This window comes from Streptomyces angustmyceticus, from assembly GCF_019933235.1.
GTDB classification, from domain to species: Bacteria; Actinomycetota; Actinomycetes; order Streptomycetales; family Streptomycetaceae; genus Streptomyces; species Streptomyces angustmyceticus.
This window is the reverse complement of sequence record NZ_CP082945.1, coordinates 7,533,677-7,547,519: the sequence shown is the minus strand read 5'-3', so window position 1 is coordinate 7,547,519 and position 13,843 is coordinate 7,533,677. Positions and strand designations below refer to the sequence as shown.

The window sequence follows — 13,843 nt, the reverse complement described above, 5'->3', positions numbered from 1 at the left end:
CCGTGCTTTCCGCACCTTCCGTGACTGGAGTCGGCCATGACCGAGGACTTCACCACCCCGGACACCTTCGGCGTACGGATCGGCGGGCTGCCCGCGCCCACGCTGGACGACATGCGCTCGCCGGAGTTGTGGCGCCGGGCCGAGGCCGTGTGCGCCATGGAGCGCCAACTCGATGGCCGGGCATCGGTGTTGTCCGGTGTGCTCTACGAGGAAATCGGGCGGGCCGGTTCCGGCAAGCCGCTGCTGGTGGCGGTGCGGCGGGCCGTGCACAACCGCCGTCCGCTCGCCGAGCGGCACTGGAACGACGACGTCCGGGCGCTGCTCCCCCGGGCCGTCGTCGACGAGGTGGACGGCTGGGCGCGGCTGCGGGCCGGCCATCAGGAGGCGGTGGCCCGGCTGGACGACCTGATCGGGCACCATCTGCGCACCCAGCAGGTACTGCTGCGCAAGGCGGCCGGCGATCCCGTCCTCCAGCACGGGCTCGTCCTGAGCAGTCCGGTGCTCCTCGCCGAGGTGCGCAAGTGGCTCGCGCGCCCCGACGAGCGGGCACCGGAGCGCTCGTTGGCGCTGCGGCTCGCCAAGTACCTGGCGCGGGTCACCATGAAGACCAGTCCGTTCAGCACGTTCACCGCCAGCGGCCTGGGGACCTGGAACGGCGACGAAGGGGACCGGGCGGCAGGCGGGCCCGGGGTGCGTACGGTCGCCGAGCTGAACGTGTGGGTCGTCCAGCAGGTCGTCCGCGCGCTCGCCGGCCGTCCCGGGCTCGCCGGGCGCGCACGGCTGCGCCTCAACCCGAGTGCCCGGCTCACCGAGGGCCGCTGGGAGTTCCTGGGGACGGGCGCCGAGGAGCCGCTGCGGACCCTGCCCGGGGCGGCCGCGGTGCGGGAGTGTGTGGCGGTGGTGCGGGAGGGCCGCCCCACGCGCGAGGAGGCGGCCCGGATCGTCGCGGACCGCACCGCGAGCGACCGGGCGACGGCCGCGGCGTACCTGGCGCGTCTGGAGGAGCTGGGGCTGCTGGAGGCCGAGCGGCCCTTCGCCGACCAGAGCCTCGATCATGTCGCCGAGGTGCGCTCCTGGCTCGCCGGGTCGACGGATGACGGGCTCGTCGGGATCGAGCGGGAACTCGCGGTCATCGCCGACACCTTGGCCGGCTATCCGCGCCTGTCCGATCCTGCGGAGCGGGTGCGCGCCACCCGTGCGGTGGAGGCGGCCCTGCGGCGGATCAGGGACCTGGCAGGCCCGGACCGGGTCACTCTGCCCGCCAAGAACAGCGTCATCGAGAACGCCCTGGTGGCGGCGCCCTACCCCGGTCCGGACCGCCACGCCTGGGGTCCGGTCCTGCGGGACCTGGACGCCGTACGGCAGTGCTACGCCGTGCTCGACCCCGGCCTGCCCGGACGGGTCGCGCTCGCCGACCTGTTCGCCGAGCGCGTCGGCCCCGGCGAGTCGGTGCCGTTCCTCGCCTTCCACCGGCTGGTGCAGACCTGGCTGCGCGACGACCCCGCGCTGCCCGCCCTGCTCTCGGTCGCCGTGCACGGCTACGGGCCGATGTACCGGCACCGGCTGCCCCGGCTGGGCGAACTGGCCGCGCTGCGGGACGAACTGTGCGAGGTGGTCCGCGCGGCCCCGGCCGAGGCGCAGGGCGTCGCCCGGATCGCCCCCGAGCGGCTGCTCTCGGTGGTGGAACGCCGGCCCGCGTGGATGCGGGCGCCGGACTCCGTGACCTACTACGGCCAGCCGCTCGGCACCGGCACCGCGCCCGAGTTCGTGGTCAACGCCGTCAACTCCGGGCACGGCCGGGGACGCGACCGCATCCGGCGGCTCCTGACCCAGGCGGGGCTCGACGCGGTACGGGACACGGCCGTGGACACCGCTCCCCCGCCCCCGGGCCTCGTCCCCGCCGACACCTGCCGCCACTTCGGCAGCAACGTCGGTCTGCGGGCGTCCGCCGTCGCCGCGGAGATCGACTACCCCGGAGGGCTGAGCCTGCGGCCTCGCGGGCACCGTATCCGCCTGGGCGACCTGCTCGTCCGGCACGACCCGGGCCCCGGCCTGCTCACCCTGCACGCGCGGGGGCGCGACGGCGAGGTACGGCCCGTCCACCCCAACCTGATCGCGGAGTTGTGGCTGCCGCCCGCGCTGCGTCTGCTGCTGCAGACCTTCGGCGCGACGTCCAACCTGCTGATCCCGGGGCGGCGGATGTTCGGCGATCCATCGCTCTCGGAGGTGCGGGAGGTCATGGCGGAGCCGCGGGTGGTCGTGGGCCGTACGACGGTCAGCCGCCGGCAGTGGGTGCTGCCGGCGGGTGCCGTGCCGCGGCGGGAGAAGGGCGAGAGCGACCGTTCGCTGCTGTTGCGGCTGGTCGGGTGGCTGACGGAGCACGGGATGCCGCAGCGGTGCTTCGTCCGCGCCCTGGACCCGCGGTCGGTGGTCAGCGGGGAGGTGTGGCGGGTCAAGTCGCGCAAGCCGCTCTATGTGGACTTCGCCAACCTGCTGCTCGTCGGGGTCTTCGAGCGGCTGCTCGCCGCCGGTGCGGGACAGGTGGTGTTCCTCCAGGAGGCCCTGCCCGGCCCCTGCGAGATGCCGGACCACGACGACAGCGGGCCCCGGGTGACCGAATTCCTCGTCGAGATCAACGAAGGACGGACACGATGACCATGACGGACGGACACCGCGACGGCGCCCGCCTGGACCCGGCGACCGCACGGGCGGCGGACTGGGTGTGCGCGCACGTCTTCTACGACACCGACCAGGACGCCCTCCTCGCCCGCTGCGTCGAGCCGGTGGTGACGGAACTGGAGCGACGCGGGCTGATCCGGCGGTACTTCTTCCTGCGCTACTGGGAGGGCGGCCCGCATGTGCGGCTGCGGCTGCTGCCCTCCCGTGCCCGTGACCGCACGGCGGTGGCGGAGGAGGCGGAGCATCGCCTCGGCACGTTCCTCGCCACGTCGCCCGCCCCGGACGTCGTGGACCGCTCCCGCTTCGCGCAGGTCGCGCAGGACCTGGCCGGGCTGGAGGGGCGCGCGGGCCATGACGACGTGGTGCGGCCCAACAACACCGCGGAGTTCCTCCCCTACGAGCGTGAGCACGCCGACTACGGGCGCGGCCCCGCCATCGCCGCCGTGGAGCGGCACTTCTGCGAGTCGAGCCGGCTGGCGCTGTCGGTGGTGTCGGCGGGCACCTCGGTGGAGCAGCGGGCGCTGCTCGCATTCGACCTGGTGGTGGGCGTGTTCGCGCTGTGCGACGAGGTCCGCGACCGGTGGGCGCGCCACGGCGGGCCGCCGCTGCCGTTCGGAAGCGGCCCCGAAGCCGCCGATGTCGAGCCGCGCTACCGCGCCCAGCGGGAGCGGTTGCACGCGCGCGCCCGGCACACCTGGGAACTCACGGCCCGTCCGCCCGGGAACGACCAGCGCGGATACTGGCTGGCGTCGGTGCGGCGGCTGCGCGACGAGCTGCACCACCTGGAGGAGACCGGCCGGTTCGCCGCCGACTGGGCGGGCTCCCCCCTGGCGGAACCGCTGGACCTGGCGGCCACCGCCCACCCGGCCACCAGCCTGGTGCTGTTGCGCTGCGCCCACCTGGTGAACAACCGCCTCGGGCTCACGCTGTGGCAGGAGAACCAGTTGCGTTTCCTCGTGGGACGGGTGCTGTCCGAGCTGCCCGAGGCGCAGGGCGTCGCATGACCGGATCCGCCGGGGCGTCCTGGTACAGCCTGCACGTCCACCACCACGACGAAGCCGCCGAGCCGGCACTGATCCTGGGCGCCGTCCGGCCGGCGTTCGCCTCGGTGGAGGCGCGGGTGCGCGGCGCCTGGTTCGGCCGGCACTGGCTGCGCGGCCCGCATCTCCGTCTCAACTTCCTTACGGAGGAGGCGACATGGCGGGCGCACGTACGCCCCCGGGTGCGGAGCATCGTCACCGACTACCTACGGGCGCGCCCGTCCACCGTCCGGGTGGACCCCGCCGCGCTCGCGCCCGTGCACGAGCGGCTCGCCGAACTGGAGATGGAGGCCGGGCCGCCGGGTCCGTGGGTGGCGGACAACACCGTCGTGGAGCGCCCGTACGACCACCGGCTGCAGGTGCTCGGCTCGCCGCGCGCGAGCGAACTGCTGGCCGGGTTCCTCTCCGACACCACCGGCCTCGCGTTCCGGATGTACGAGCATCTGCGGGCCGCTCCGCTGTCCGTGCTGGCACTGGACCTGATGTGGACCACGGCGGCCGCGGCGGCGATCCCGTTCGAGGACGGCGGGGCCCCGATCGAGCGGGGCGTGTTGTCGCTGCGCTCGCACGCGGACGCCTTCCTGTCCCGCACCCGCGACCCGGTGGTCTGCCTCGCCCGCTTCGACGAGCGGTTCCGCAGGCAGGAAGCCGCCCTGGGCGCGCGGCTGCGGGAGGTGGAAGCCACGCTCGCGGACCCGGAGGGCACCGATCCCCCGCCGGGCTCCGGGGTGCCCTTCGTACGGGAGTGGGCGCGGGCCGTGCGCCGGCACCAGCGGATCGCGCAGCCGCTGCTCGCTTCGGGCGAGGTGTCGATGGCCGGGGCGGCGCTGGCGCCGCGCATGCCGACGCGCGAGCTCAGCGAGTTCCACCGGCTCCTGCAGTCCGACCACGGGCACCGGGACTTCCTGGTCGACGACGCGTGGTTCGCGTCGTTCCGCCTGGTGATGAACTACCTCTACCTGCACCTCAACCGGCTGGGGCTGGCGCCCGTGGACCGCGGGCTGCTGTGCCATCTGGCGTCGCGGACCGTGGAGTCGGTGCACGGCACGTCGGCCGTCGCCAGCTTCGCCCGGTACGTCGCCGAACCCGACGGGAGCGAGGAGCCCGCCTGGCGGCGGATCGGCACCGAGTGGGCGGAGGGCACGCGCTGAGCCCCGCCCCCGCCCGCCCCGGCGTCAGCCGCCGCTGAAGACCTGGGCGAGCTGCCGGCGGCCCGTGATCCCCAGCTTGCGGTACGCGCCGGACAGGTGGAACTCGACGGTGCGCACGGCCACGAACAGCCGGCCCGCGATGTCGCGGTTGGAGTGTCCGTCCCTGGCGAGGTGGAGGATCTTCCGTTCCTGCGGCGTCAGGCGGTCCAGGAGCGGAGAGTCGGCCTGCCGGACCGAGTGCGGGGCGGGCCGTGGGGCGGCGTGGACGGTGGACGGCGCGGGTACGGACGGCTGCTCCCCCACGCCCGCGGGGTCGGGCGAGGCCAGGGGCGTGGGCGCGGCCATCGGGGCCGGCACCGGAGCGGGCGTGGGCACGGGCGCGGGCGCCGGCATGGGCGTCCCGGAGAGTTCCAACGGCCCCCGCTCCGTCCCCCGGAGCGACGTCCAGACGCTCTGGACGTGCCGCGCCAGCGGCTCCGCGCCGCACGCGCGGGCGAGCCGGAAGGCCGACAGCAGCTCGGCGCGGGCCGCCTCCCCGCGCCCCAGCCCGGCCAGTCCGGCCCCCAGGTCCGCTTGCACCACGGCGCGTTGCAGGCGGTCCGGGGACCGGGCGAGGAGCGCGGCCGCGTCCGTGAGCAGGTCGATGTGCCGCTCCCCGGTCTCGGCGAGGGCCACGGCGTGCCATGCGGTGCCGATGGCCTCCGGTGTGCCCCAGCGGCGGGCGTCGTCCAGCTCGGCGGCGGCGAGTTCGGCGGCCTCCTTGCGTTCGTCCCGCGCCGCGAGGAGCCGCGCGGCGCGGGAGCGCCAGGGCAGCAGCGCCGGGTTCCGCACCCCGGCCTCCTCCAGGAGGCGGCCTGCCGCGAGCAGGTCGTCCAGGGCGCGGGCGGGGTCGTCGCTCGTGTGCACCGCCGCTCGCGCGGCCAGGGCGTGCGCGGAGTCCCGCCGCCACGGCAGCGGGTCCCGGTCCAGGCCGCTCTCCGCGAGCAGGGAACGGGCCGAGTCGGTCAGGCCCTTCAGAGCCCGTACCTCGGCCAGGACGGCCACGCCGGTCACGGCCGAGGGGTGTCCGGTCGCCGCGAAGGCGACCAGACGGTCGGCCAGCGGGGTCAGGGTGGCGTCGGCGGCGTGGAGGTCACCGCGGGCCCGCAGGACCGTCGCGCGCAGCAGCTCGACCTTGATGTGGTCCCAGTGGCCGGGGCGGGCGCCGGCGACCTGCCGCCCGCGGCCGCAGTGCGTCCACGCTTCGGCCAGTTCACCGGCCGCCACCAGTACGCCGCAGGTGTGCCACAGCAGGGCGGCCGAGCCGGGCCCCGCACCCCGCGGCAGTCCCTGCCGGGCGTAGCGGACCGCCGCGCTCCGGTCGGCCCCGGTGTCGGCCTCCTGTACCGCGCGCAGCGCCGCGAGTTCCCGGCCCACCTGCCCCCGCTGCGGGGCCCGGCGGGTCAGGTGCCCCGGCGGATCGGCCGCCTGCGCCAGCCACAGGGGGCCGCGCCGGCAGGTGAACGCCTTGTGCAGGCGCAGCCGCAGCTGCCAGGAGCCGTCCCCCGAGGTCCGCCCGAGGCGGGCCGCGGCGTCGTCGAGGACGGTGACGGCGTCCTCGGCCCGGCCGCACTCGGCCAGCACCGCGGCCAGCGCCAGCGCGTATTCGAGGACGACGCCGGGGTCGTTTGACTCGCAGCGGGCGGCGTCCAGAAGGCGTACGGCGCGCTCCGGGTCGACGAAGGCGTCCAGCTCGGCGAGTTCCCGGCGGACGGCCGACTTCTCGTGGGGACGCAGGGGCTCGCGGAGCGCGGCGCGCAGGCAGCGGGCCGCGTCCTGGGGCCTGCCCTCCTGCTCCAGTTGGCGGGCGGCCCGCCACAGGCACCGCATCGCCCACTCCTGTCCCACCAGGCCGGCGGCGACCAGGTGGTGGGCGACGGTCGTCGTGGCGGCCTGCCGGTCGCGCAGCAGGGCCGCCGCCCGCAGATGCAGGGCGGCCCGGCTGCCGGCGGCGATACGGCCGAGAACCATGGCTTCGAGGAGCGGGTGGCGGAAGGCCAGCGGGGTGCGATTGGCGAGGAGACAGGCGCCGACGAGCTGGTCGACGGCGCCGAGCGCCTCCTCGACCGTCAGGCGGACCAGCTCGGCGCACTCCACGACCTCCGCGCCCGCGCCGAGCACCGCCACCGCCCGCGCGAGCGCCAGGGCCGGGGCGCTCAACGGCGCGAGCCACCGGTCGGCCCCTGCCACGGTGCCCGACGCCGCGGTGGTGCGCAGCGCGTCGGCCGTCGGCGCGGTGCCGGTGTGCGGTGCCAGCAGCGCGCGCAGGAGAGCGGGATTGCCGCCGGTGAGTTCGCCGCACACCGCGGCGGTGCCGGTGTCGAGGCGGACCCGGCACCGTTCGGCGGCGGCTTCGGGCAGGTCGTTCGTGCCCAGCCCCGGCAGGTCGACGGGCTCGGCGGCGGCGAGGAGTGCGGCGCCGGGCTCGTCCGGGGTGCCGTTGGCGGAGCCGGCGACGGCCTCCGCCCCGGCCCCGCAGATCCGGACCGTGAGCACGATCGCCAGCGGGGCGGTGGGCACCGTCCGGGACAATTCCAGCAGCCACCGCAGCGACCGGCTGTCGACCTGCGCCATGTCGTCCACGCACAGGGCGAGGGGGACGTCCCGTTCCGTCGGCACCACGGCGGCCGGCCGCCCGAGATCCTCTCCGGACGGTATGCCGTGCGGCCCCTCCCCGCATGTCCCGTCAGCGGCCCTCAGTTGGGCGAGGAGCCGGTGGGCGGCCGCATGCGGGCGGTCCTCCGCCCCCGTCCCGCGCACCACGGCGACGCGGAACCCCGCCGCGGACGCGGCCGCTCCGAAGGCGTCGAGCAGCGCCGACTTCCCCGCCCCCGGCTCGCCACGGATGACCGCCACGACGGGTCCGCGGTCCCGGCGGGACTGTTCGAGCACGGCCCGGAGCCGCGCCGTCTCGTTCCTGCGGCCGATCTCCCCGAGTGCCATGAGCCCCTCCCGATCGCCGACCGTCGTGCACCGCTCCCCGTACACAGCCGACGATCAGTTCACCGGGCAGAGAATCCGCATGACGTACATATCTGGGCATGCGTCTTGAAAAAGCCGCTTTATGGCAGGATGTCGCGACGCGAACCAGCAGCCGGCAGACGGCTCGACGCGTTCGGCCCACCGGGCGCGAACTCCCTCTTGGGAGCGCTCTCTTACCGCACGAGCATGCGCGGCACGCACACCGACCGACAAGCCACCCCATGCACCGAGGGCGCCATTTCGGCCGCCGCCGGTGGCACTTGAGGGACACGGAGGCCGCCTCCGGCGCCCCCAGGGACCATCGGACTTCCCACGCCCCACCCCTCCCGCACACGGACGGCCGAATGGGTGACCCGCCAGTGGCCCACCGAAGGGCGACCGCAGGCCGCGGACCACAGTCCGAAACAACCCTTTTGCCCATACTCCTCGCCGCCTGGCGCGTCATGCCGGATATTCGCATGGATGGGCGAGTGAGCCCGCGGGCACCGCACGCGGTCGCTCCCTGGCGGGGCAGGGCAGGGCGATTCCGCGCGCCGCGATGGGCCCGCCCCGGCCCCGTCCCGCCCCTGGTGGCGGAACCGCGCACGAAGGACGAGGAACGCATGGTTGACCTGGTGTCGGGGCGCATGGTGCGGGGACAGGACCCGGTCGGCGAGCGCGTGCAGAGCCCTCCCGCCGTGTTCGGCGGACGCATGGCTCCCCCTTCGCGGACGCTCGTGGACATCCTGGACGCCACCGTCCTGATCCACCCGCACGAACCGGCCCTGGACGACGGACGGACCTCGCTGAGCTATCGGGAGCTCGCGGGTGAGGTCGATGCGCTGCGGCGCCGGCTGGCGGCGGCCGGGATCGGGGTGGGCGGCCGGGTCGGGGTGCGGTTGCCGTCCGGCACCAATGACCTCTACATCTGCATTCTGGCGGTGCTCGCCGCGGGGGCGGCGTACGTCCCGGTGGACGCCGAGGACCCGGACGAGCGGGCCGACCTGGTGTTCGGCGAGGCCGCGGTGGGCGCGGTCCTGGAAGCCGGGCGGCGGCTCACCCTGACGGGTGGCGGCACCACCGGCGCCCCGGGCCGCCCTGATCCCGCGCAAGACGCCTGGATCATCTTCACCTCCGGTTCCACCGGCAGGCCCAAGGGCGTCGCCGTCACCCACCGCAGCGCGGCGGCCTTCGTCGATGCCGAGGCGGCGCTCTTCCTCCAGGAGGAGCCGGTCGGTCCGGGTGACCGGGTGATGGCGGGTCTCTCGGTGGCCTTCGACGCCTCGTGCGAGGAGATGTGGCTCGCCTGGCGGCACGGGGCCTGTCTGGTGCCCGTACCGCGTTCCCGGGTGCGGGACGGCGCCGGTCTCGGCCCGTGGCTCGCCGAGCAGGACATCACGGTGGTGTCCACGGTCCCCACGCTCGCCGCGCTGTGGCCGGCCGAGGCCCTCAACGAGGTGCGGCTGCTGGTCTTCGGTGGCGAGCCGTGTCCGCCCGAACTGGTGGAGCGGGTGGTCACCGAGGGGCGGGAGGTGTGGAACACCTACGGTCCGACCGAGGCGACGGTGGTCACCTGTGCCGCTCTGCTGACGGGCGAGGGACCGGTCAGGATCGGCCTGCCGCTGGACGGGTGGGAGCTGGCCGTGGTGGACGGGGCCGGCACCCCGGTCGCCATGGGCCGCAGCGGCCAACTCGTCGTCGGAGGCGCCGGACTGGCGCGTTACCTGGACCGCGCCAAGGACGCCGAGAAATACGGGCCGCTTCCGTCACTCGGCTGGCCCCGGGCCTACCGCACCGGTGACCTCGTACGGGCCGAGCCCGAGGGGCTGGTCTTCCTGGGGCGCGACGACGAACAGGTCAAGCTCGGCGGACGGCGGATCGAACTCGGCGAGGTGGACGCGGCGCTCCAGGCCCTGCCGGGCGTGAGCGGCGCCGCGGCCGCCGTCCGGACGCCGCGCGGCGGCACTCCCCTGCTGGTCGGCTATGTGGTGACCCAGGACGGCTGGGACCGGGCGAAGGCCGTCGAGCGGCTGCGCGCCCAGTTGCCCGCCGCCCTGGTGCCGTTGCTCGCCCCCGTCGACGCCCTGCCCACCCGTACCTCCGGCAAGGTGGACCGGGCCGCGCTGCCCTGGCCGCTGCCGCGCACCACAGGCCCCACCCGCTCCTCCCCGGGGCCGGACGGGCGGCTCACCGGCACCGAGGCGTGGCTGGCCGAGCAGTGGTACGAGATCCTCGGCGTGCCGGTCACCGACGCCCGGGACGACTTCTTCGCGATCGGCGGCGGCAGCCTCGCCGCCGCCCAGCTCGCCACCCTGCTCCGCGGCCGCTACCCCGCCACCGCCGTCCGCGACATCTACCGGCAGCCCACCCTGCGCAAGCTGGCCCGGCTGCTGGAGCGTTCCGCACCGGACGAGCCCGACGGCACCACGCGCCGGGTGACGCCCGTACCGGCCCGAGCCGGCCTCGGGCACCTGCTGCTGCTCCTGCCGCTCTTCACCCTGACCGGGCTGCGCTGGACGCTGGGGCTGCTGGCCCTGGGCAACGTCCTGGCGTGGTGGGGCGGCTATCCGTGGGCGCCGACGGCCTCCTGGTGGTGGGTGACGGCCGGCGGTCTGCTGCTCTTCAGCCCGCCGGGCAGGCTGGCGACGGCGGCCGGCGGGGCGCGGCTGCTGCTTCGGGGACTGCGGCCGGGCAGCTACCCCCGCGGCGGGAGTGTGCATCTGCGGCTGTGGACCGCGGAGCGGCTCGCCGAACTGAGCGGGGTCGACTGCCTGTCCGGGGCGTGGCTGGTCCGGTACGGCCGTGCGCTGGGCGCCCGGATCGGCCCGGACGTCGATCTGCACGCGCTGCCGCCGGTCACCGGGATGCTCAAGCTGGGCCGGGGGTGCGCCGTCGAGCCGGAGGTGGACCTGTCCGGTTACTGGCTGGACGGGGACCGGCTGGTGGTCGGCCCGGTGAAGGTCGGCTCCGGCGCGGTCGTCGGTGTCCGCAGCACCCTCTTCCCCGGCGCCCGCGTGGGCAAGCGGGCCCAGGTCGCCCCCGGTTCCGTCGTCACCGCCCGGGTGCCGACCGGCCAGAGCTGGGGCGGTGCGCCCGCCGTCGAGCTGGGCAAGGCCGAACGGCAGTGGCCCGAGCCGCGGGCCCCGCGCGGGGCCCGCTGGGCGGCGCTCTACGGAATGAGCCGCCCGGCATTCGGGCTGCTGCGACTGCTCGCGGCGGTCCCGGCCTTCGCGGTGGCGGGCTGCTTCGTCCACGCCGGGGACGGCCTCGGCGACGCCGTACGCGGGGCGCTGATCGCGCTCGTGCCCGCCACCCTGGCGTACGGGCTGGCGTACGCCGCCCTGCTGATCGTCGCCGTCCGGTCGCTGAGCCGTGGTCTGCGCCCCGGCTGGTATCCGCTGCACGGCCGGACCGGCTGGCAGGTCTGGACCGTCAGCCAGCTCATGGACCTGGCCCGGGAGGCGCTCTTCCCGCTCTACGCCGGCCTCGTCACCCCCGTCTGGCTGCGCCTGCTGGGCATGCGGGTCGGCAGGCGGGCCGAGGTCTCCACGGTGCTGGCGCTGCCCAGTCTCACCACCGTGCGCGACGGGGCCTTTCTCGCCGACGACACCCTGGTCGCCCCGTACGAACTGGGCGGCGGATGGCTGCGGATCGGCGCGGCGGAGATCGGCGAGCGGGGCTTCCTCGGCAACTCCGGCATGACCGCACCCGGGCGGACCGTCCCGGCACGCGGGCTGGTGGGGGTGCTGTCGGCCACGCCGAAGAAGGCGAAGAAGGGCGGCTCGTACCTCGGCCTGCCGCCCATCCGCCTGCCGCGCAGGGCCGGCGCCGCGGACCCCCGCCAGACCTACGATCCGCCGGCCCGGCTGGTCTGGGCCCGGGGGCTGGTCGAGGGGTGCCGGCTGGTGCCGGTACTGGCCTCCGCCGCCCTCGGCCTGCTGACGACGGCCGCGCTGGCCCACTTGGCCGCACTCGGCTCGCCGGCGGTGGCGGCGCTGCTGTCCGGCCCGGTGCTGCTGGCCGCGGGGGTCCTCGCCTGCGGGGTGTCCCTCGCCGCCAAGTGGCTGCTGGTGGGCCGGTTCCGCCCCTCGGAGCGCCCGCTCTGGAGTGGCTTCGTCTGGCGAACGGAGCTGGCCGACACGTTCGTCGAGGTGCTGGCCGTGCCGTGGCTGATCGGTGCGGTGCCGGGCACGCCGCTGATGAACCTCTGGCTGCGGGCCCAGGGCGCCACCGTCGGCCGGGGGGTGTGGTGCGAAACGTACTGGCTGCCGGAAGCCGACCTGGTCACCCTGGAGGACGGGGTGAGCGTCAACCGGGGCTGTGTGCTGCAGACCCACCTTTTTCACGACCGCATCATCCGGATGAACACCGTGGTGCTCCGCGAGGGCGCCACACTCGGCCCCGGCGGCATCGTGCTGCCCGGCAGCACCCTCGGGGCGCGCAGCACGCTCGGTCCCGCGTCGTTGGCCATGGGCGCGGAAACCGTCCCCGACGACACCCGGTGGCTGGGCAATCCCATCGCGGCCTGGCGAGAATGAGACACACCACGATGCGCCGCCGGCCCACCGGCGCCAGGAGGGAGGGACACCGGTGAACGCCCGCCAGGTCTCCACTCCCGGCCCGGACCCGTACTTCCCGGATCACGGGGACCCCCGCTACCGGGTCCACCACTACGATCTCGACCTGGACTACCGGCCCATGTCCAACCGGCTCAGCGGCACGGCCCGGATCAGCGCGCAGACGGGCCCCGCGCCACTGGCGGACATCGCACTCGACCTGGCCGCATTCCGGATTCAGCGGGTGCTGCTGGACGGCAGGCCCGTGCGCTACACCCACCGCGCGGGCAAGCTGCGCATCCGTCCGGCGAAGGGGCTCGCCCCGGACGCCGCCTTCACCGTCGAGGTGCGCTACTCCGGCAACCCCAGGCCGGTGCGCAGCCCGTGGGGCGGCCTGGGCTGGGAGGAGCTGACCGACGGCGCGCTGGTGGCCAGCCAGCCGGTCGGTGCCCCGTCCTGGTACCCCTGCAACGACCGGCCGGCCGACAAGGCCGCGTACCGCCTGGCGATCACCACACCGTCCCCGTACACCGCGGTCACCGGCGGCCGGCTGCTCGCCCGCACCACCCGGGCGAGCAGCACCACCTGGGTGTACGAGCAGCCCGCCCCCACCTCCCCCTACCTGGTGACCGTCTCCCTCGGCAGGTACACGGCCGTGCCGCTCACCGCCCGGGACCCGTCCGACGGACGGCCCGCACCGGTGCCGCAGACCGCCTACCTGCCCGCACGGCTGCTGCCCGAGTTCACCGAGGACTTCGCCCGGCAGACCCGCATGATGCAGTACTTCGAGGAGGTCTTCGGGCCGTACCCCTTCGAGGAGTACACGGTCGTGGTCGCCGACGAGGAACTGGACGTCCCGGTGGAGGCCCAGGGCATCGCCACCTTCGGCACCAACCACGTCGACGGCGCCCGCACCTTTGAACGCCTGATCGCCCATGAACTGGCCCACCAGTGGTTCGGCAACAGCGTCTCGCTCGCCGACTGGCAGCACATCTGGCTCAACGAGGGCTTCGCCAAGTACGCCGAGTGGCTGTGGTCGGAGCACTCGGGCGGCCGCTCGGCGGCCGCCCACGCCGCCACCGCGCACCACCTGCTGGCCTGCCTCCCACAGAACCTGCGGCCGGCCGACCCGGGCCGGTGGCTGATGTTCGACGACCGGCTCTACGAACGGGGCGGGCTGACGGTCCACGCGCTGCGCTGCGCCCTCGGCGACGACGCCTTCTTCCCCATGCTGAGGGACTGGACCAGCCTCCATCGCCACAGCGTCGTGACCACCACCGACTTCACGACGCACACCCAGCACTACGCGACCGCTCCCCTGGACGACCTCTTCGACGCATGGCTGCGCAAGCCGGCCCTGCCCCCGCTGCCTCTGTTGCCCGGCTGGAGCTGAGCGGTCCTCCCCGCTCCGATGCTG

At 75.2% G+C, this 13,843-nt stretch carries 6 protein-coding genes; 5 read left to right on the top strand and 1 reads right to left on the bottom strand.

The genetic code is table 11. The features are described 5' to 3' along the window. Positions 1-36 precede the first annotated feature (36 nt). From K7396_RS33520 to K7396_RS33510, 3 genes are read left to right on the top strand one after another with little or no spacing between them, the layout of a single operon-like run. Complete coding sequence (locus K7396_RS33520) at positions 37-2,655, top strand: lantibiotic dehydratase (protein ID WP_086715355.1); 2,619 nt, start codon at positions 37-39, stop codon at positions 2,653-2,655. Next, entirely contained in the window at positions 2,652-3,683 is a 1,032-nt protein-coding gene (locus tag K7396_RS33515; RefSeq protein WP_223660290.1) for a lantibiotic dehydratase C-terminal domain-containing protein, read from the top strand. The genes K7396_RS33520 and K7396_RS33515 overlap by 4 nt, the downstream gene beginning before the upstream one ends. Further along, positions 3,680-4,870 carry a thiopeptide maturation pyridine synthase gene (locus tag K7396_RS33510; protein ID WP_086715354.1) on the top strand — a complete coding sequence of 397 codons (1,191 nt, stop codon included), beginning with the start codon at positions 3,680-3,682 and terminating at the stop codon, positions 4,868-4,870. Before K7396_RS33515 ends, K7396_RS33510 begins: the two co-directional genes overlap by 4 nt. Positions 4,871-4,894: 24 nt before the next feature. Here K7396_RS33510 and K7396_RS35745 read toward each other — a convergent pair whose 3' ends face one another. Next, positions 4,895-7,852, bottom strand: coding sequence for a helix-turn-helix transcriptional regulator (locus K7396_RS35745; protein ID WP_152104475.1), 2,958 nt, complete (start codon positions 7,850-7,852; stop codon positions 4,895-4,897). A gap of 731 nt (positions 7,853-8,583) precedes the next feature. Here K7396_RS35745 and K7396_RS33495 point away from each other — a divergent pair. Together K7396_RS33495 and K7396_RS33490 are read left to right on the top strand one after the other, a co-directional pair. Further along, a complete protein-coding gene (locus K7396_RS33495) occupies positions 8,584-12,408 on the top strand; it encodes a Pls/PosA family non-ribosomal peptide synthetase (protein WP_223660449.1) in 3,825 nt (1,274 codons plus the stop codon). A gap of 52 nt (positions 12,409-12,460) precedes the next feature. After that, positions 12,461-13,819 carry a M1 family metallopeptidase gene (locus tag K7396_RS33490; RefSeq protein ID WP_086720260.1) on the top strand — a complete coding sequence of 453 codons (1,359 nt, stop codon included), beginning with the start codon at positions 12,461-12,463 and terminating at the stop codon, positions 13,817-13,819. The last annotated feature ends 24 nt before the right edge of the window (positions 13,820-13,843 follow it).

Coding starts and splice junctions, on each gene's coding strand:
- K7396_RS35745 (WP_152104475.1), bottom strand. CDS start 7,852: ATGGCACTCGGGGAGATCGGCCGCAGGAACGAGACGGCGCGGCTCCGG.
- K7396_RS33520 (WP_086715355.1), top strand. CDS start 37: ATGACCGAGGACTTCACCACCCCGGACACCTTCGGCGTACGGATCGGC.
- K7396_RS33510 (WP_086715354.1), top strand. CDS start 3,680: ATGACCGGATCCGCCGGGGCGTCCTGGTACAGCCTGCACGTCCACCAC.
- K7396_RS33495 (WP_223660449.1), top strand. CDS start 8,584: ATGGCTCCCCCTTCGCGGACGCTCGTGGACATCCTGGACGCCACCGTC.
- K7396_RS33515 (WP_223660290.1), top strand. CDS start 2,652: ATGACCATGACGGACGGACACCGCGACGGCGCCCGCCTGGACCCGGCG.